Source organism: Legionella septentrionalis (genome assembly GCF_003989745.1).
GTDB lineage: Bacteria > Pseudomonadota > Gammaproteobacteria > Legionellales > Legionellaceae > Legionella_A > Legionella_A septentrionalis.
This window is the reverse complement of record NZ_RZGS01000003.1, coordinates 1-18,255: the sequence shown is the minus strand read 5'-3', so window position 1 is coordinate 18,255 and position 18,255 is coordinate 1. Positions and strand designations below refer to the sequence as shown.

Below are 18,255 nucleotides of genomic sequence, written 5' to 3'. Positions count from 1 at the left end.
GGATAAAGGATGGAAAGCAAAGTATGGGGACCCAGGAACCCAGAAAACAGCAGGATGTGGCAATTCATGCAATTTGCCGGCAAAAAATATCAAAAAGAATTCCGCAGTTACGAAGCCCTACATGCTTGGTCGGTAGAAAACTGCGAGCAATTCTGGCCCACTTTGCAAGAATTTTTTGGTATACAATTTGCTACGCCTGCCGCGCGAATTCTTAATGATTATCAGCACATGATTGACGCACGCTGGTTTAGCGGCGCAAGCCTTAATTTTACCCGGCAATTATTGTCCCGCAACGATGAACACCCTGCTATCATCAGCATCGATGAACAGGGCAGCCGCCAATGCCTTAGTTATGCAGAATTAAAGCAGCAAGTAGCTTTTTGTGCGGCCGGCTTGCAGGCATTAGGGATCGGTCAAGGCGATCGCGTCGCTGCGGTTCTACCCAATGTTGCCTATACAATCATTGCCTTTTTAGCCACAGCTTCCCTTGGAGCCATCTGGTCATCTTGTTCGCCTGATTTTGGTACTAATGCCATCCTTGACCGCTTAGGACAAATAGAACCTAAAGTTTTATTTATCAGCAACGGCCATCAATACCATGGAAAAACCCACAGCGATCTGGATAAGATTAAGCTAAAAGATACTATTCCAAGCATTGAACATGTGGTTGTTTGTCCGGTATTAAATGCAGTGGAGTCCATACCCTCTTCCACTAAGACCATGGTTTGGGAAGAATTTTTACAGCCTGCAAATCATCTTGAGTTTGTATCCGTTCCTTTTGACCACCCTTTATACATTCTTTTCTCTTCCGGCACCACCGGCAAACCAAAATGCATTGTACATGGCACCGGCGGCGTGCTTTTACAACATGTTAAAGAATTAGGATTACATACCGACATCAACACCCATGATAATTTATTTTTTTATACTACCTGCGGCTGGATGATGTGGAACTGGATGGTGTCCGTACTTGCTTTAGGTGCTACCTTAACGCTCTATGAAGGCTCACCCACCTTTCCCACAGCCAATCGTTTATTTCAATTAATTGATGATGAACACATCACGGTATTTGGCACCAGTGCCAAATTTATTTCCAGCATCGAAAAAGCAGAAGTTAAACCCCGTCTTGCGTGTTCACTGGCAAGCTTGCGCTGTATTCTTTCGACAGGATCGCCCTTGCTGCCTAAAAATTATGATTTCGTCTCCATGCATGTAAAGCCTGGCGTGCAGTTGAGTTCGATTTCAGGCGGGACTGATATTGTTTCTTGCTTTGCCCTGGGAAATCCCCTGCTGCCGGTTTATCGTGGCGAGTTGCAGTGCATTGGTTTAGGTATGAGTGTGAATGTATTCGATGAGGCAGGGCAACCGGTGCGCGAAGCGCGCGGCGAACTGGTTTGTACGAAACCATTTCCCTCCATGCCTGTTTGCTTTTGGAACGATGCAGATAAAAAGATGTATCGTCGCGCTTATTTCGAACGCTTCCCCGGTATTTGGGCGCATGGTGATTTTGCCGAAATCACAAAACACCACGGACTTATCATTTATGGGCGTTCCGATACGGTATTAAATCCTGGCGGCGTACGCATAGGGACTGCAGAAATTTACCGACAAGTGGAAAAAATTCCTGAAGTATTGGATAGTCTCGTCATAGGCCAGGATTGGCAAGATGACGTTCGCATCATCCTTTTCGTGAAATTAAAGGCGGGCATGACTTTGGATGAACATCTTAAGCAAACCATTGGTCAAACCATCCGTAATAATGCATCGCCAAGACATGTCCCAGCCAAAATTCTGCAAGTTACAGACATCCCGCGGACCATTAATGGCAAAATTGTAGAACTGGCGGTACGTCAAATCATCCATGGGCAAGCAATTAATAATTTGCAATCGATTGCAAATCCCGAAGCTTTGGATGATTTTAAAGACCGGGAAGAATTATTGTTCTGACATTAGATATGCTGCATCCTGCTCCCATGCATGGTGTTGATAACTTAACCTGCAGGAAAAAACAAGGATGCAAGCGCTCAGGACCTATCATTATTACTTTTGTTTATGAAATTTTGCGGTATAATCTCAATGCGCCGATTTGAACTCTCAGCTTGCGGGCGCTCAACGAACTGTTGAAAATCGGCTAAAGCGGGCATCCAGCATTTACCCCCTTCAGTCTCCCGCCTGCTGCATTAGCTTGGAATAAAATGATAGAATTATCTGCTTTATCAAAATCCTACGCAGGCCATAAGGTCTTGCATGACATTGATTTATTCATTCAGGAAAATGAAATTTTTGGCATCATCGGCAAAAGCGGTGCCGGAAAATCAACGTTATTGCGCTGCCTTAACTTGCTGGAGCGTCCTGATTGCGGGCAAGTCATTATCGATGGAGAAAATTTAATTGAGTTAAATAGCGACGGACTCCGGCGCGCGCGCCATAAAATGGCGATGATTTTTCAACAATTCAATTTGCTCAATTCGAAAACCGTATACGACAATATTGCTTTACCCATGCGCATTCAAGGCTTATCGGAAGACAAGATAAAAATAAAAATCGATGAACTTCTACCTTTGGTGGAATTAACCAACAAAGTACAAGCCTATCCAAGCCAGTTGAGCGGAGGGCAAAAACAACGCGTAGCAATCGCTCGGGCTCTTAGCTGTTCCCCTAAGATTCTCCTTTGCGACGAAGCAACCTCGGCGCTTGATCCTGAAACAACCGATGCCATCTTGGCCCTCTTGAAAAAAATTAACCGCCTTTATGGGATTACCATCGTTCTCATTACACATGAAATGGATGTGGTGAAACGCATTTGTCATCGCCTGGCGGTAATGGAAGCGGGTAAAATCATTGAAACCACAGCCATTGCCGATGTTTTTAAACAAAAAAACAGCATCGCACGCACCATGCTTTATAAGGAATTGAGCCCGGAATTACCGATCTGCCTTAGCAGTCACTTAACCGAGGTAGCCAATCATAAGCCTTTGGTGCGTTTATTTTTTGAAGGCGAAGGAGCAACCGTTCCTTTCATCAGCCAAACCAGCCGCGAATTGCATCTGGATATTAATATTTTACTCGCGAATATTGACCGCTATGATACAGTCACTTGCGGTGTACTCATCGCAGAATTATCAGCGGATGCAACATTGCTGCAAACATTCAGCAAACGTTGTGAACAATTTGGCCTAACTGTGGAGGTTTTAGGGTATGTCGCCGACCATGCTTTATGATTTTTTAACTGCCACAGGCGAAACGATTTACATGGTTGCACTCAGCACTCTGTTGGCTGTGCTATTGGGTTTACCATTAGGTACTTTGTTGTTTACTGCGGAAAAAATAAAACCTAATCCCTGGATTAGCCGTTTAATTGCAGGAGTTATTAACATTAGCCGCTCCATCCCCTTCATCATTTTGCTGGTGGCGCTCATTCCTTTTACCCGTTTACTTGTAGGGACTTCCATAGGCTTACACGCTGCCATAGTTCCTCTAACTTTGGGCGCCACGCCTTTTTTTGCGCGGTTGGTGGATAATATATATCAAAGTTTGCCTGCAGGTTTAATTGAGACCGGCCATGCCATGGGTGCCAGTACCCTGCAAATGATTCGCTTCATCTTGTTGCCCGAAGCAATTCCTGCCTTGATTCATGCAACGACAGTAACGGCGATTACCTTGGTCAATTATTCAGCCATGGCGGGCACAGTAGGTGGCGGTGGTCTAGGGGATTTAGCCATCCGCTATGGTTATCAACGCTTTGATGTGATGGTCATGCTGGCAACCGTTGCGATTTTAGTTGTCTTGGTGCAACTGTTGCAAATGGGAGGCGATCGTTTGGCTCGCCGTTTCTCTCATCATTAAGAGGCTGCAATTACTTACTAGGAGATGTACATGCGCATTGTTTGTGTTTTTTCTTTGTTGCTGGCATTGGTTGCCTGCAGTAAACCCTCACCCAATACGTTAACCATCGGGACGATTTCCGGACCTGAGACTGAGCTGGTCGAAGTAGCACAAGAAGTAGGCAAAAACCGCTACGATTTAAATATAAAAATCATTGAATTTAATGATTATAATTTGCCAAACGAAGCCTTACAGGATGGCAGTTTAGATGCCAATGTCTATCAACATCTCCCCTACCTGCAAGCAGCCAGTAAAGCGCACGGTTATCATCTTAAAGTGATTGGAAAAACGTTTATTTACCCCACGGGGATTTATTCTAAAAAGTTCAAATCATTGGCAGAATTGCCAGAGCACGCCTTAATCGCCTTGCCCAATGATCCTAGCAATGAAGCGCGCGCCCTTTTGCTATTGCAAAAAGCAGGATTGATTACTTTACATGAAAAACAAAATGCTACCATCCAGGATATTGCTGCGAACCCCAAAAGATTGCGTTTTAAAGAATTAGATGCCGCGCAGCTTCCCCGCGTCTTACCTGATGTGGACGCAGCCATCATTAACACAACATTTGCCATTCCGGCAGGGCTTAGTCCAAAACAGGACGCCCTTTTTATTGAAAATAAAGATTCACCCTACGCAAACCTCATTGTAGTCCGCAGTAACAGCACGAAAAACCCGCAATTGGAATTATTTGTTAAAGCCTTAAATTCCCCGGAAGTGGAGAAAAAAGCGCAGGAATTGTTCGGCGACGCTGCTATACCAGCCTGGAAATAGCATAAAGCCTGCGGACTTTGCCGTTCCTAAGGCTGCCCCTCGCGGGGCAGCTTTGAGGAATTGTTTGCAAATGAAGCTGATGCTTTTGCATGCTTCAAGTCCGACTAAAAAGATACGTTGTAAGATGTAGTAACGGGTTTTTAAAAGCTCCAATGCAAGCATTGTAAAAAATTTACTCGATATGTTTTAAACACAATCCCTTAATTATTGCTTAATGATTTTAATGTTATACTTTAGTTAGTCGTAATCATTAGGTACGTATTATGCTTCCAATCATTCTTGGCGCTGGTGCCTTTGTTCTTGGGTATGCTGGTAAAGAAGCCGCTACACGTTTGTTTAATTCCGGTGTGGCATCTTTGAAAGAAAAAATAGCAGGCCCCCCTCCAGGATTAACCCCTGAAGATGAGAAAAAATACCTTAAAGAATACGCCGACAGCATGGATATAGGCGAAAATCCAATTAACAAGGAAGCCTTCAATAATTACGCACAAAACCGCATCAAGGATTTTTCAGGTTTTTCAATGCTTAAAACTGAAGACGGCAAAACCTTCGAGGAAAGACTGAAACAAGCTCCTAATGCAGAAGCAGAGGCCGAAGAAGATTCTGCTGAAGCTATAGCAGGATTTAAACAGTCTTTGCAGGAAGCATTAAAATTTGATGAAAAAACCACACAAGCCCAGGAAAAGTTTAATCAAGAATTGGAATCCATTAATCAATTTATTATGGATCCTGACAGTGCCTATAATCCCGATGGCCTGGTTTCTTATCTGCATACAGTTAAAAACGATGCACGCAGGGCTATTGAAAATGAAATGCAAGCCCAGGTCGATAAACTAAGCAAACAATTTGATTCAGAGGAATTTCGCACGCAATTAACTACGAGTTTGAAAATAAACGAGAGCGAGATTCCGCAAATTAAGGAACAAATGCTCAGTGCTTTGCAAGATTCCAATAAAAAACAATTGGAAAAATTCGATGAGGAAATGAAAAAACCAATTGATGACTTGCACATTGCAGCGCAAAAAAGACGCGATGAAATTACTTTTATAGCTGCCCTTTACGATAAAAATAAGATTATGCAAAAAGAAATTGATCGCATAATTGAAGAGAAAAGGAAAAAGGGTACGCCAGAAGAAGAACAAGGCATCACCATTGCAGTAGACGGCGATAAAAAATCTGCCTTGCTAAAAGGTATTAAACTAACTGATCTTAAAACTTTCCAGACAGTAACAGGACTACCCATCCAAAAACAAGATGATGGCTTTGCCATACAATTGCCAAACCGCATCATAAGCCCGTTTTACTATGGTGGTTGGAATAGCAAATCCCAAGCCGATATGGTATCGCTTGTGCAAGCCGCCAAAATTTCCGGGTATAATGTAAAATGGGTCATTTCTCATAAGGAAGAAAAACATGCCATTGAATTGGCACAACGTATGTATGCTGCGTGCCGTGAAGCGGGCACCGACCCAAAGCAAATGAAAGTAAACGGAAAGGATATGAGCATCGATGAAATTTTCAAGAATTCACCCTCTAAGCTGCAAGCCATCCAATCCAAAGCTGAAACTTATGCCAAGGCCCGGCATGAAATCAGCGAAAGCGTGGATCCTAAACTTAAATGTCAGGAATTTAAAAAATCGTTCGAAGAATATAAGACAAAACAAGCGGCACAACAAATTTCCGAGGAGCAACCTCCCGCTCCGACTATCTAATAAATAAAGAGCAAGGACGCTTTAGGCTCTGTTTCTCAAGCATGAATTCTGGTATGTTATCGATGGGTGGAAACCCGTACCAGGATAATAGGCTGCACAAGGAGAACAAGCCATGTCTGCTCCCTCTTTTGATGAATATGAAACAAGCTTTGATAAACTCATTGATTCTGATGAAAACCCTACCAGCTTAACAACAAAAGGACAAAGGCGAAGACGCATCGAAGAACTTGAAGACCATAAACGTTTGCTTAAAGAAATAGAAGAAGATTTTTAATCCTATTATTAGTTGAATTAGTAGCAAGCCCGCTCCCTTGGAGCGGCATCATGAAGTTTTCTTCCCTGCCGCTTTTTTATTCGTTAAATAAACATCAAAACGTACCGTTTTTCCATCAAAACTGAGATCTGGCGGCATTAGCGGTTCCAAACGGTGCGGCCATTTCACTACGACACGCTCGCGTGCACGCGGTAATGCTGTTTGCAGCAATGCCAACGCATCTTCGTCTGCCCCGAGTATTTGCTGTAAAGCTTGCATTTCTTTTTTTACCAAAGCAGATTTTTCCCGTACTGGATGCATGGGATCAATATAAATTACATCCGGATAGGCATTGGGTGATAATTCCTGCAAATAGCATTTGGCATCCAAAGATTGCAATGATAATGAATGGCGCAATCGAGATTCAGGCGGGATCCGTTGCAAGGCATCGGCAAGCAGTGCTGCCATGACGGGGTCGCGCTCTATCAGCAATACCTGAGCGCCAAAACTTGCAAGTATGGCAGCATCTCGACCCCACCCGCCTGTAGCGTCGAGAATACGTTTACCTGGAAAAGGCTTGCATGCTTTTACCAATCCTTGTTTCTTTCCAGCATCTCGCCTCCTCTGCAAGGTTTTAACAGAAAAATCAGCAAACAATGGCGAGAAACCAGTAAGCAGTAATACAAGCTTGTCTTCAGTTAGACATAATTGCGGAAATAATGCATTGTCCAACGCAAGTTGTAATTTATCCGCCAAAATTCCAGCTTCTTCTTTTAAAGAAGCATTTGCATAACCTACTGCAACGGCATTACTCATGCTTGCGGCAGCAAGGAAATATCAGCCACGCCCTGCAATAATAATCTTAGTCTACCAAGCAGTGCCAGGCGATTCTTTTTTATTGCCTCATTGTCTACCATCACCATGACTTGATCAAAAAAAGCGTCTACAGGTTCACGCAAACTGGCCAATTGGTTCAAAATAGCCTTGTAATCCCCCTCTGTGTAAAGGGAAAACACAAGATTTTCCATCTTTTGTAAAGAATTAAACAAATTTTGCTCTGCACTTTCCGTAAATAGATTCGGGTCCAAGGTTATCTCTGCGTTGGGTGAAGATTGTTGCAAAATATTATTCACCCGTTTACAAGCTGCCGACAGGCTAGCTGCTTCTGGCAAGAGGATAAAATCCAACAGGGCTTTTATCCTCTTGTCGGCATCATAAAGCCAATCGTCCTGCTCTGCCCGTACTGCTTGCACCAATTCTGCCGGTATTCCTTGCCCTTGATAAAAAGACTGCATACGTTCCAAAATAAACAAACGTAGCTCTGCTAATATGTCATGCGCCTTTACTGACTCCTCATACCCATTGGCTGCTTCTTCTAAAAGCGTGGATAAATTTAACGCAGCAGGGGTTGCCACTAACAAACGCACTACAGCCAATGCATGGCGGCGCAATTTGAAGGGATCTTTCATGCCTGTGGGCTTTTGCCCAATTGCAAAAATACCAACCAATGTATCGATGCGATCCGCCAAGGATAAAGCGAGGCCTAAAGTTGATGCCGGCAATATATCGCCTGCAAAACGCGGCATATATTGCTCATTAATGGCTTGCGCAACTGCTTCATCTTCCCCGTCATGGTGCGCGTAGTAATAACCCATTAGCCCCTGCAGCTCAGGAAATTCTCCCACCATCCCGGACATCAAGTCGCATTTGCTAAGTTCTGCTGCGCGCAAAGCCTGGGTATGCTTAAGCTGTAATGGCTGTACGAGATAATCCATCAATCTTTGTATTCGCTGGGCTTTATCCTGTAAACTGCCTAAACGTGCTTGAAAAATAACATGTGCGGTTCTTTCCTGATAAGTATGTAGCGCTTGCTTCTTATCTTGCCGGTAAAAGAAGGCAGCATCGCTAAGCCGCGCGCGCATCACTTTTTCATTGCCCAAAATGACTTGTGCGGGCTGCTGGCTTTCAATATTACTGATGGTAATAAAGTGCGGTAATAATTTACCTTGAAGGTCGCGCAATGCGAAACATTTTTGATGGGATTGCATGGAGGCAATCAGCACTTCGGGCGGTACTTCCAAAAACTCTTCTGCAAAATTGGCTAATAAGGCTCGCGGCCATTCCACAATGGAAGTCACTTCATCAAGTAATGCATCTGGCATGACAGGCTGGGCACCAATGCTTTGTGCTAAATTTTCTACCTGATGCTTAATCATATTGCGTCTTTTCGCAAAATCTGCAATCACATATGCATCTTGCAGCAAGGCTTCATATAGGTCCGGCGAAGAAATAGTGATTGCCTGAGGATGGTGGAAACGATGTCCGAAACTTTGAGCGCCGGTTGTGATGCCAAGCAATCCGGTGGTAATCGCTTTATTTCCGAATAATAAAACCGCCCAATGCACAGGGCGTGCAAATTCAGCATCACCTGCTCCCCAACGCATTAATTTGGCAATAGGCAATGCCGCTACCGCCTGCCGGATCATATCCGGCAGCAAATCAGCAGTGTGCGCCCCTTCCTTTAATGTCTCATAAGCCCACCATTCTCCTTTATCGGTTTGCAGGCGGGTCAATTCTGCCACGCTGACGCCGCAAGATTTGGCAAAGCCTTGCAAAGCGGCACTGGGCTCACCTTTTTCATTGAGTGAATTTTGATAAGCCGGGCCCTTGCGGGAAATTTTTTGTGTCTGCTGCAAGGTTTCCACATCTTGAATGAAAACTGCCAAACGCCGCGGAGTAGCATATCGGGATACTTTGCCATGTTTAAGCTCGGCTTGTGCCAAACCAGTAATCAAATTATTAGCCAACGCATCTGCCAAAGGCCATACGGATGCAGACGGTAATTCTTCTGTTCCTAATTCAAATAATAAATTATTGGACATCTTATACACCTGTACCTTCGCAATCCAAGCTTCGGATCGCAACCAATATTATTTAGCGAGCATGGGGAAACCAAGCGCTTCACGTGCTTGATAATAGGCAAGAGCCACAGCTCTGGACAATTGCCGTACCCGTAAAATGTAGCGTTGCCGCTCAGTTACTGAAATAGCATGTCGTGCGTCTAACAAATTAAACGTATGCGAAGCTTTCATTACCATTTCGTAAGCCGGCAATGGCAGCTGCAAGGCGATTAATTTTTGCGCTTCTTCTTCATAATAATCAAATTGCTTGAATAAAGCAGGGACATTGGCATGTTCGAAATTATAGGCCGACATTTCCACTTCATTTTGATGAAATACATCCCCATACGTGACCATGCCCATGGCTGTTTCACTCCAAGGCATATCAAACATATTATCCACACCTAAAATAAACATGGCTAAACGTTCCAGGCCGTATGTCAATTCCCCGGTTACAGGCTTGCAAGTCAAACCGCCCACTTGCTGGAAATAGGTAAATTGTGACACTTCCATGCCATTTTGCCATACTTCCCAACCCAACCCCCAAGCACCAAGCGTAGGGGACTCCCAGTTATCTTCGACGAAACGAATATCATCGACTAAAGGATCAACCCCTAAAGCACGCAAGGAATCCAAATATTTTTCCTGGATGTCCAGGGGGGAAGGTTTTAGTACTACCTGAAATTGATAATAATGCTGTACTCGATTCGGATTTTCCCCGTAGCGACCGTCTGTAGGCCGGCGTGAAGGCTGCACATATGCTGCAAACCAAGGCTCAGGACCAATGGCTCGCAAGAAGGTTGCAGGATGAAATGTGCCTGCCCCTACTTCCATATCCAAAGGTTGCAAAATTACACAACCTTGAGCCGCCCAAAATTCTTGCAGAGTTAAAATAATATCCTGAAAAGTGCTCGGTTTTGTCATTTGTATCTCGGATTACAACAGAATTGGTTTAATAGTTGATGCGAACTATCACGAGGATTAGCGCCTGGGTCACTCTACCGCCAGGCGCGCTATATATCTATTAACCTTCAGCTTTTTTAATTAAGTCTTGTAACGTTTCTTCGCTGGCAGCCCCTGGAATGAAAGCAGGTTCGCTGTCCTTTTTGAATTGACCACCCGGGGTAGCCGCAATGATGAATGCAGGCGTTCCCATCAAGTGCATTTTTTCCGCCAATTCACGATTGGCATTCAAGGCATCCATCACCTGCTTGCTTTCCATGTCTTTTTTCAATTTTTCTAAGTCAAGCCCAACCGATTTGGCAGCATCCATAATGATGGTTTCATCCAAACGTTTGTTCAAATCTAACAGGGCATCATGCATTTGTTGGTATTTACCCTGCATGGCAGCCGCTAATGCAACTTGCGAAGCTAATTCAGAACTTTTACCAAAGATAGGAAATTCTTTGTAAATCACCCGTAAATTAGCATCTTTCTTAATGAGTGCACTGATAATAGGCTTCATTTTCTTGCAGTGGATGCATTGATAATCAAAAAACTCGACCAAGGTCACATTCCCTTTGGGATTGCCAGCAATAGCCAACTTTTCGTTGAACAATTGCTCGGCATTTTCAATAATGGCGCCTTTTGCTTGTTCTTGCATGCTTTGCTGTTGCTTTTGTTGCAAAGCTTGTGAAGCTTCTACCAATACTTCCGGATTATTGACTAAATAATCATGAATAATTTGTTCAATTTCTTTTTTTTGTTCGGCTGACATGGTTTCTGCAGCACTAACCGGTGATGCTATAACCGCGGCCAACGCTCCTGCTGTTAAAATGCTTGTTAATTTCACACCTTTCCCCTTTATCATATTTTTCATCACGAACCCTAGCACCAGCTTAAATGAAATTCAAGGTGCAATTTAGATTACTGCGCCGACAAGATGACGACGGCTTTAACGATTCCTGGTGTATCATTCTGCTCCGCATTGAATTGCTTTATGGTCAATGCGTATTTTTGATTCAATAACCATAACCAGTGAATAAAAACCGCGTACGGTACTCGTTCAAAACTCAATTGCACATCTCCATTAGCGGTTTGTTGCAATTGATGCGTATAAGATTTGACATCCGATGTGTTTAATTGATTGGCCACAGCAGTTAATAATTGCGTATTATTCAACCTTTCTGCCGGACGTCCTCCTGCCTTATGCTGCTGCCGCACTTGCTGCATCCAATTAAGGGTTTCCCGCTTTTCGGCTAGCTGTTGTTTTTTACTTTGTATGGCATTGACCAGCGGTGAGTACAATAATAAATAAAATAAATAAAAAATACATACCAAAAATCCAACGCCTAACAACCAGCGTTCACGCTCATTTAAGTTATTCCAATATGCCTTCACAAGTTTAACTCCAGGGTGGCTAATACTTCCTGCTCAGACGATGCGGCTTGGGTTTGTTTCACCGTTACCCCAGCTTGCTGCAATTTTTGCTGTAATTGCTCCAGCGCCGCAAAATTCTTGCTGGCCAAAGTGACCGTCAACGCTTGATTCTGGAAACGGAATTGCTGGATTTTAAATTCGTCCGGGTTAAATGCTTGCGTCAATTTGGCTAGTAACGGCCATAATGGGTTGTCATCCCCCGTTTTGGAATTCAGCAATTGGGTAATGCGAAATTTTGGACTAATCACTTGCCGTGCTTCCGGAAAAAATTGCTTGTAAATTACTGCAATTTGTTCGTCCAATTTGCGATTTTCCTTACTCAAAAAATACAAATTGAAAATATTCATTACTAACCAGACCACTAACCAAGTTCCTGCCAAACCGGCGCCAACCGCATACCAATAACGGTTATTATATTGTGCGGAGCGCAGTTGAAATTCTCCCTGACAAAAATTTAAAAATGGGACTTCATACAAGCGCTTGGCAATCCACAGCTGGGAGGAGCTATCCAGCTTATTTGCGGATGAATAGCCCAAATCGGGGCTATCGGAAAAAGAAAAGAGGTTTAACGACGCGGGTTTGTTCATTAGGTAGCGGCTTGCCAATGCAAAACTTAATGCCCCTTTAAAATGCTCCTCACGGATGAGCAAGCTGGTTTCGGAAATGCAAGCCTCATCGTCTTTCAATGCAAACCAGTCCAAGGTGATTGCATCGAAAGCTAGCCCAGCTTGCGCAAGCTTCGCCAATAGATTGTGTAAATAGTCTTTATCAATAACGCCGACCAGGTATCGGCCATTCTGATAGTGACGTCTGTCATAGGCAAAATGCAACGACACTACGTTTTGGGCCAATTGTTCTTCCAAGGCATAAGGAATGGCAGCCCGTGCCTTGCGCTCTAAAAGCCAGGGCAATTCCACCTCATACAAGCTGCTCACTTCAGCCGGCAAAATGACAAACGTCCTGGCATCTTTTTGCAGGCTTTTTATTTCAGAAAATGAACGGGTCTTAAGGGGGACATCCACATCCCCATCTTCTCCAAGCCGGAGGCTCAAGCAATTCTCGTCATCCATCCCCTGGATGAATAAAAAACAAGTGGCCACATTAATCCCTTATACTGCCTTGTTTGTTAAGTTAAATTCGTGGCAGAGCTGGCTTTGATAGCTGCCCACTGCCGCTGTAGCTGCTGCGATAACAAATAAACCACCAATGCATATTGCGGACTCGTATTGTAGCGCGTAATGACATAAAAATTGGGATAAGCCAGCCAAAATTCTTGCCCCTCCGGCGTTGTTAACTCAATGAGACCTACTTTGTGCGGATGATTTGCCGCTTGCACCACAGGTGTTATTCCCGCCGCAACAATACGTGAATAATCATACTCCGCCTTTCTGGCATTGCTCTGGATTTGCTTGTAGGAACTGCCGTTCACGATGGCAGGCTCAGCAACGCCCTCATTCATTTTCCAACCATGCTTATGGAAATAATTGGCAACGCTGCCTATGACATCTCGATCGTCATTCACTAAATCGCGCTTACCATTTCCGGTAAAATCCACAGCATAAAACCGATAGCTGCTCGGCATAAATTGCGGTTTACCGATAGCGCCTGCATAAGATCCTTTGTACTCTGTGACAGAAACTCTTTGTTCGCGACAAAGCAATAAGTATTCTTTCAACTCTTTGGTAAAAAATTCCGCACGTTTCGGGTAATAAAATGCCAAGGTGGACAAGGCATCCAGGACGCGATAATTCCCTTGCCGTTCACCATAAAGGGTTTCGACGCCGATAATGGCCACAATGATATGCGCAGGGACTCCAAATCGTTTCTGCGCTTTTTCTAGGGCAGCCTGGTTCATCCGCCAAAATTCAATTCCTTTTTGCACGCGCTCTTCTGTCAAAAACAAGGCTTTATATACATCCCAAGTCTTTTTCTCAAAGGGCTTATTCATCGATTCAATGATTTGGGGCTGATATTGCGCTTCCCTTAAAATAGCTAAAAGTTGCCGTTTATCGAAGCCGTGATGACGTACCATGTCGCTTACAAATCGTTGCACGTCTTTACGTTTGAGCAAAGATTCATCTGCATGAGCAATAGAGCAGCACATTAGAAAAAACATTAAAACAAGTTTACCCATATTTCGCATGAATTATCCTCTCAAAAAACCTGGACTTGATCATCCATGGATTCGCCATATTTTGCAATCTTCACCTGTCTTAAATTCAGCACAAACCGCTGCCTTGCTCACTCGGGCCGTGCCATCCACATAGTGGCGTAGAACCTGGGCGCTTTCTTTGTCACTGGCAATAATTGCAGCAAAGCCTCGGCAAATATCCTTATCCTCTTTCTGGATACCAATAATTACGTTAAAATAGCCCAATTTACCAGCAGGTTTTTCAGTTGAGCGACTTAACGCGTATTCGTAACTTTTCTATTATTGCCCATATCGATCATGGCAAATCGACTCTGGCTGACCGGTTTATCCAATTATGCGGCGGCTTGTCCGATCGGGAAATGGCCGACCAAGTCTTGGATTCTATGGATATCGAGCGTGAACGCGGCATTACCATCAAAGCCCAAAGCGTTTCGTTAAATTATAAATCCCGTGACGGCAAAACTTATCTTCTCAATTTTATTGACACTCCAGGACACGTGGATTTCAGTTATGAAGTATCGCGCTCCCTGGCTGCTTGTGAAGGGGCTATACTGGTTGTGGATGCGGCACAGGGCGTAGAAGCACAAACCGTTGCCGTGTGTTACACCGCCATTGACCAGGGCCTTGAAGTTCTTCCCGTGCTGAACAAAATTGATTTGCCGCAAGCAGAGCCTGAGCGCGTAATCACGGAAATTGAAGACATCATCGGTCTTGAAGCTCATGATGCCATTCGCGTGAGCGCCAAAAGCGGTTTGGGTGTCGAGGACGTACTGGAAGCACTAGTCAACCGCATACCAGCACCCCAAGGCGAAATTGCAGCTCCCTTACAAGCGTTAATCATAGATTCCTGGTTCGACAGTTATTTAGGCGTCATCTCTTTGGTACGCATCGTAAACGGCTCGTTGCGCAAAGGCGATAAATTGCGGGTTATGTCTACCGGCCGGGCATATGAAGTGGATCAAGTGGGTATATTTACACCTAAGCGCACAGCGACAGACGCATTGCAAGCCGGGGAAGTCGGCTATGTCGTTGCTGGCATTAAAGACATTCATGGTGCGCCTGTAGGCGATACGCTGACTTTGGAAAAAAATCAAGCGGAAAAACCATTACCCGGTTTCCAGAAAGTAAAGCCGCAAGTGTATGCCGGTCTTTTCCCCATCAGTTCAGACGATTTTGAAGCCTTCCGTGAAGCCTTGGCGAAATTAAGCCTAAACGATGCTTCTCTTTTTTATGAGCCTGAATCTTCCGACGCACTTGGCTTTGGCTTCCGCTGCGGTTTTCTTGGCATGCTGCATATGGAAATCATCCAGGAGCGTTTAGAGCGTGAGTATAATTTGGAGTTGATTTCAACGGCTCCTACCGTTATTTATCAAGTTATCACCACCAAAGGTGAAACCTTGATGATGGACAACCCATCACGGCTGCCACCTTCCCCGCAAATTAAGCAAATGCTTGAACCCATTGTGCGCGCCAATATATTAGTACCACAAGATTATCTTGGGCAAATCATTTCCTTATGCGTTGAAAGACGCGGCGTACAAGTGAATATGACATACAGCGGCCGGCAGGTTTCGGTAACTTACGATTTACCGATGAGTGAAGTGGTTTCAGATTTCTTTGACCGCTTAAAATCCGTAAGCCGAGGTTATGCTTCCTTGGATTATAACTTCTTACGCTTCCAGGAAGCGGATTTGGTAAAAATGGATATTCTTATCAACAGCGAAAAAGTGGATGCGCTTGCGGTAATCGTGCATCGTGCCACCGCCCACAGCCGTGGAAAAGCGCTGGTCGATAAAATGCGCGAATTAATCCCCCGGCAAATGTTTGATGTGGCCATCCAAGCAGCCTTGGGCAGCCATATCATTGCCCGCCAAACAGTAAAAGCATTACGTAAAAACGTAACCGCAAAATGCTACGGCGGCGACATAACGCGCAAACGAAAATTATTAGAAAAACAAAAAGCTGGTAAAAAACGTATGAAACAAGTGGGGCATGTAGAAATTCCCCAAGAAGCATTCATGGCTGTTTTTCAAACCGATAGGAAAAAATAACTTTAGAGGTAATTCTGCATGAATTTTGCTTTAATGTTGGTCATCTTAACCCTGCTAAGCGGGGTTATTTATTTACTGGATGTGTTATTTTGGGCAAAAAAACGCAAGCCTGGCAAACAAGCCTCACGCATTGTAGAGTATTCGCGCTCGTTTTTCCCAGTATTTTTAATTGTTTTACTGTTGCGTTCTTTTTTGGTGGAACCTTTCCGCATCCCATCCGGCTCCCTGGAACCTACTTTACTGGTTGGCGATTTCGTAGCCGTAAATAAATTTGCCTACGGGTTGCGCTTGCCCGTTTGGGAAAAGAAAGCCATTTCCATCGCAAACCCCAAACGTGGTGAAATAGCCGTGTTCCGTTGGCCGCCTGATCCATCCTATGATTACATTAAACGAGTCATTGGCGTGCCCGGTGATAAGATTGAATATCGCAACAAAGTACTGACCATCAATGGCCAGGAAGTCAAACAAGCATTTGTTGAATACACAACGGATGAAAGCTCAGGAAAAGCCGTAGCAAAATATAGAGAAAACCTAAACGGCATCGAACACGATATTTTTATCCGACCGGACATAAAAGCTACCGATTTTGCCGTGGAAGTGCCTGCTGGTCATTACTTTATGATGGGTGATAACCGTGATGACAGCGCGGATAGCCGTTTTTGGGGATTCGTTGCTGATGAATATTTGCGCGGGAAAGCATTCATTGTGTGGATGAGCTGGAATGGTAAGAAAGACACCGTCCGCTGGTCGAAAATAGGAAACCTGATTCATTAATATTAAGTTTAAACCTTACACATCACCAGGAAGGTATTATGCATACGCAAAAAGGAATGACTGTAATCGGCATGTTATTGACCGCAGCGGTAATCGTTATTTTGGGGATACTCGTTATGCGGGTTATTCCAGTATACATAGAAAATTATACGATAACCCGTTCCATCGATGCGCTAAAAAAAATACCAGCCGAGGATTTCTCAGCAGATCCATCAGCCAACGCGCAACTTTTAAAAAGTAAACTTATGAACCAATTGTATGTAAATGGGGTAGAAATACCGGAAAACCAAATTCAGGTTATTCCAGGGAATGGTGGAAATTTTACGGTTAAAATTAAATATCAAGTGATAAAACCCGTGGTGAGTAACGCCAGCCTTCTATTTAATTTTGATGTATCTAAAGAGGTGAACATTGGCAAATAATAATTTACCGCGTTTCATGAGGCGCCTGAACTATACCTTTAACAACCAGGCCTATCTAATTCAAGCCTTGACTCATTGCAGCGCCGGCATGATCAATAATGAACGTTTGGAATTTCTGGGTGATTCAATATTGAGTTTTGTTATTGCCAATTCCTTATTTGAAAAATTTCCGGACCAAAGTGAAGGCCAACTCAGCCGTTTGCGCGCCCATTTGGTAAAAGGAGAAATGCTGGCACAAATCGCTCTGGAACTACAGCTTGGAGATTATTTGTACCTAGGACAAGGCGAATTAAAAAGTGGTGGTTTTCGGCGTGCTTCCATTTTAGCCGATGCTCTGGAAGCTGTATTTGCAGCTGTTTTTCTTGATGGCGGCCTTGACGCTTGCCAGCAAGTGATTTTAAAGCTGTATGAATCACGGCTTAACGACAAAAATCTGGATAATAATTTGAAAGATGCCAAAACTCAGCTGCAGGAATTTTTGCAAGCGGAAAAGTATCCCCTCCCCGAATACACACTGACAAAAATTGATGGCGAAGAACACGATCAAATATTTTATGTAACGTGTGAAGTTGCAAAGCTTAAGCTAAAAACCCAAGGACATGGAGCCAACAGACGCAAAGCAGAGCAGCAGGCGGCAAAACAATTATTGCAGCAATTAAAACCCACCAGGCAACGTCCCTGAAGTTTTCTCATAGCTTTCCCAGGCTGAATCTGAGCAGGGATTTTTCAAATTAATCGCTCTTCGCTCTCCCGAGAAACCACCATTACTTTCAAAGGCTAATAGCGGGAAGAGGTAGAACGAGGCGAGATTAAAAATCTGTGCCCAATCCTTGATTAGGCAACGTCCCTAAAGTTTTTTAGACAAGATTTCATCTTAAATTGAGCACAAATTTTTCTATTTCACTTCGATCTACCCCCTCTCCCGCGATAGGAGCTTTGATAGTATGATGATGCCC

The 18,255-nt window shown here is 44.0% G+C and carries 18 protein-coding genes; 10 read left to right on the top strand and 8 right to left on the bottom strand.

What is annotated here, in order from left to right; translation table 11 throughout:
- The first annotated feature begins 9 nt into the window (after window positions 1-9).
- The 6 genes from ELY11_RS01955 to ELY11_RS12365 all read left to right on the top strand — a co-directional run bounded on the left by ELY11_RS01955 (window position 10) and on the right by ELY11_RS12365 (window position 6,642).
- Window positions 10-1,947: an acetoacetate--CoA ligase gene (locus ELY11_RS01955; protein ID WP_127032413.1), complete on the top strand. Its 1,938-nt coding sequence runs from the start codon at window positions 10-12 to the stop codon at window positions 1,945-1,947.
- A gap of 248 nt (window positions 1,948-2,195) precedes the next feature.
- Window positions 2,196-3,221: an ATP-binding cassette domain-containing protein gene (locus ELY11_RS01950; RefSeq protein ID WP_126952986.1), complete on the top strand. Its 1,026-nt coding sequence runs from the start codon at window positions 2,196-2,198 to the stop codon at window positions 3,219-3,221.
- The gene (locus tag ELY11_RS01945) at window positions 3,199-3,846 is read left to right on the top strand and encodes a methionine ABC transporter permease (RefSeq protein WP_126952985.1); all 648 of its coding nucleotides are present in this window, start codon (window positions 3,199-3,201) and stop codon (window positions 3,844-3,846) included. The genes ELY11_RS01950 and ELY11_RS01945 overlap by 23 nt, the downstream gene beginning before the upstream one ends.
- A gap of 30 nt (window positions 3,847-3,876) precedes the next feature.
- Window positions 3,877-4,656, top strand: coding sequence for a MetQ/NlpA family ABC transporter substrate-binding protein (locus ELY11_RS01940; protein WP_126952984.1), 780 nt, complete (start codon window positions 3,877-3,879; stop codon window positions 4,654-4,656).
- Between the two features lie 263 nt (window positions 4,657-4,919).
- Entirely contained in the window at window positions 4,920-6,368 is a 1,449-nt protein-coding gene (locus tag ELY11_RS01935) for a hypothetical protein (protein ID WP_126952983.1), read from the top strand.
- Window positions 6,369-6,480: 112 nt separating this feature from the next.
- Window positions 6,481-6,642, top strand: a complete 162-nt coding sequence (locus ELY11_RS12365; RefSeq protein WP_158614947.1) for a PA3496 family putative envelope integrity protein — start codon at window positions 6,481-6,483, stop codon at window positions 6,640-6,642.
- A gap of 48 nt (window positions 6,643-6,690) precedes the next feature.
- Here ELY11_RS12365 and ELY11_RS01930 read toward each other — a convergent pair whose 3' ends face one another.
- The 8 genes from ELY11_RS01930 to ELY11_RS01895 all read right to left on the bottom strand — a co-directional run bounded on the left by ELY11_RS01930 (window position 6,691) and on the right by ELY11_RS01895 (window position 14,277).
- Window positions 6,691-7,437, bottom strand: coding sequence for a class I SAM-dependent methyltransferase (locus tag ELY11_RS01930; protein WP_127032412.1), 747 nt, complete (start codon window positions 7,435-7,437; stop codon window positions 6,691-6,693).
- A complete protein-coding gene (gene glyS / locus ELY11_RS01925) occupies window positions 7,434-9,503 on the bottom strand; it encodes a glycine--tRNA ligase subunit beta (protein WP_127032411.1) in 2,070 nt (689 codons plus the stop codon). The genes ELY11_RS01930 and glyS overlap by 4 nt, the downstream gene beginning before the upstream one ends.
- 48 nt (window positions 9,504-9,551) lie before the next feature.
- Window positions 9,552-10,445 carry a glycine--tRNA ligase subunit alpha gene (gene glyQ, locus ELY11_RS01920; protein WP_126952980.1) on the bottom strand — a complete coding sequence of 298 codons (894 nt, stop codon included), beginning with the start codon at window positions 10,443-10,445 and terminating at the stop codon, window positions 9,552-9,554.
- 100 nt (window positions 10,446-10,545) lie between these two features.
- Window positions 10,546-11,313: a DsbA family protein gene (locus ELY11_RS01915; RefSeq protein ID WP_126952979.1), complete on the bottom strand. Its 768-nt coding sequence runs from the start codon at window positions 11,311-11,313 to the stop codon at window positions 10,546-10,548.
- 74 nt (window positions 11,314-11,387) lie between these two features.
- Window positions 11,388-11,861: a type II secretion system protein GspM gene (gene gspM / locus ELY11_RS01910; protein ID WP_158614946.1), complete on the bottom strand. Its 474-nt coding sequence runs from the start codon at window positions 11,859-11,861 to the stop codon at window positions 11,388-11,390.
- Complete coding sequence (gene gspL / locus ELY11_RS01905; RefSeq protein ID WP_127032410.1) at window positions 11,858-13,000, bottom strand: type II secretion system protein GspL; 1,143 nt, start codon at window positions 12,998-13,000, stop codon at window positions 11,858-11,860. Before gspL ends, gspM begins: the two co-directional genes overlap by 4 nt.
- Window positions 13,001-13,026: 26 nt before the next feature.
- Entirely contained in the window at window positions 13,027-14,043 is a 1,017-nt protein-coding gene (gene mltB, locus ELY11_RS01900; RefSeq protein WP_127032409.1) for a lytic murein transglycosylase B, read from the bottom strand.
- 30 nt (window positions 14,044-14,073) lie between these two features.
- Complete coding sequence (locus tag ELY11_RS01895) at window positions 14,074-14,277, bottom strand: hypothetical protein (RefSeq protein ID WP_126952975.1); 204 nt, start codon at window positions 14,275-14,277, stop codon at window positions 14,074-14,076.
- On the opposite strand from ELY11_RS01895, the gene lepA reads away from it, so the two are divergent.
- The 4 genes from lepA to rnc are packed head-to-tail and all read left to right on the top strand — an operon-like array spanning window position 14,277 to window position 17,981.
- Entirely contained in the window at window positions 14,277-16,103 is a 1,827-nt protein-coding gene (gene lepA, locus ELY11_RS01890) for a translation elongation factor 4 (protein WP_371923209.1), read from the top strand. The genes ELY11_RS01895 and lepA overlap by 1 nt on opposite strands.
- 18 nt (window positions 16,104-16,121) lie before the next feature.
- On the top strand, window positions 16,122-16,877 hold the full coding sequence (gene lepB / locus ELY11_RS01885; RefSeq protein ID WP_127032408.1) for a signal peptidase I: 756 nt from the start codon (window positions 16,122-16,124) through the stop codon (window positions 16,875-16,877).
- Between the two features lie 38 nt (window positions 16,878-16,915).
- The gene (locus ELY11_RS01880) at window positions 16,916-17,299 is read left to right on the top strand and encodes a DUF4845 domain-containing protein (protein ID WP_126952972.1); all 384 of its coding nucleotides are present in this window, start codon (window positions 16,916-16,918) and stop codon (window positions 17,297-17,299) included.
- Between the two features lie 16 nt (window positions 17,300-17,315).
- Window positions 17,316-17,981 carry a ribonuclease III gene (gene rnc, locus ELY11_RS01875; RefSeq protein WP_126953124.1) on the top strand — a complete coding sequence of 222 codons (666 nt, stop codon included), beginning with the start codon at window positions 17,316-17,318 and terminating at the stop codon, window positions 17,979-17,981.
- Window positions 17,982-18,255: the final 274 nt, after the last annotated feature.

Coding starts and splice junctions, on each gene's coding strand:
- ELY11_RS01930 (WP_127032412.1), bottom strand. CDS start 7,437: ATGAGTAATGCCGTTGCAGTAGGTTATGCAAATGCTTCTTTAAAAGAA.
- mltB (WP_127032409.1), bottom strand. CDS start 14,043: ATGCGAAATATGGGTAAACTTGTTTTAATGTTTTTTCTAATGTGCTGC.
- ELY11_RS01935 (WP_126952983.1), top strand. CDS start 4,920: ATGCTTCCAATCATTCTTGGCGCTGGTGCCTTTGTTCTTGGGTATGCT.
- ELY11_RS01880 (WP_126952972.1), top strand. CDS start 16,916: ATGCATACGCAAAAAGGAATGACTGTAATCGGCATGTTATTGACCGCA.
- ELY11_RS12365 (WP_158614947.1), top strand. CDS start 6,481: ATGTCTGCTCCCTCTTTTGATGAATATGAAACAAGCTTTGATAAACTC.
- ELY11_RS01950 (WP_126952986.1), top strand. CDS start 2,196: ATGATAGAATTATCTGCTTTATCAAAATCCTACGCAGGCCATAAGGTC.
- ELY11_RS01945 (WP_126952985.1), top strand. CDS start 3,199: ATGTCGCCGACCATGCTTTATGATTTTTTAACTGCCACAGGCGAAACG.
- glyQ (WP_126952980.1), bottom strand. CDS start 10,445: ATGACAAAACCGAGCACTTTTCAGGATATTATTTTAACTCTGCAAGAA.
- rnc (WP_126953124.1), top strand. CDS start 17,316: ATGAGGCGCCTGAACTATACCTTTAACAACCAGGCCTATCTAATTCAA.
- glyS (WP_127032411.1), bottom strand. CDS start 9,503: ATGTCCAATAATTTATTATTTGAATTAGGAACAGAAGAATTACCGTCT.
- ELY11_RS01955 (WP_127032413.1), top strand. CDS start 10: ATGGAAAGCAAAGTATGGGGACCCAGGAACCCAGAAAACAGCAGGATG.
- lepB (WP_127032408.1), top strand. CDS start 16,122: ATGAATTTTGCTTTAATGTTGGTCATCTTAACCCTGCTAAGCGGGGTT.
- ELY11_RS01940 (WP_126952984.1), top strand. CDS start 3,877: ATGCGCATTGTTTGTGTTTTTTCTTTGTTGCTGGCATTGGTTGCCTGC.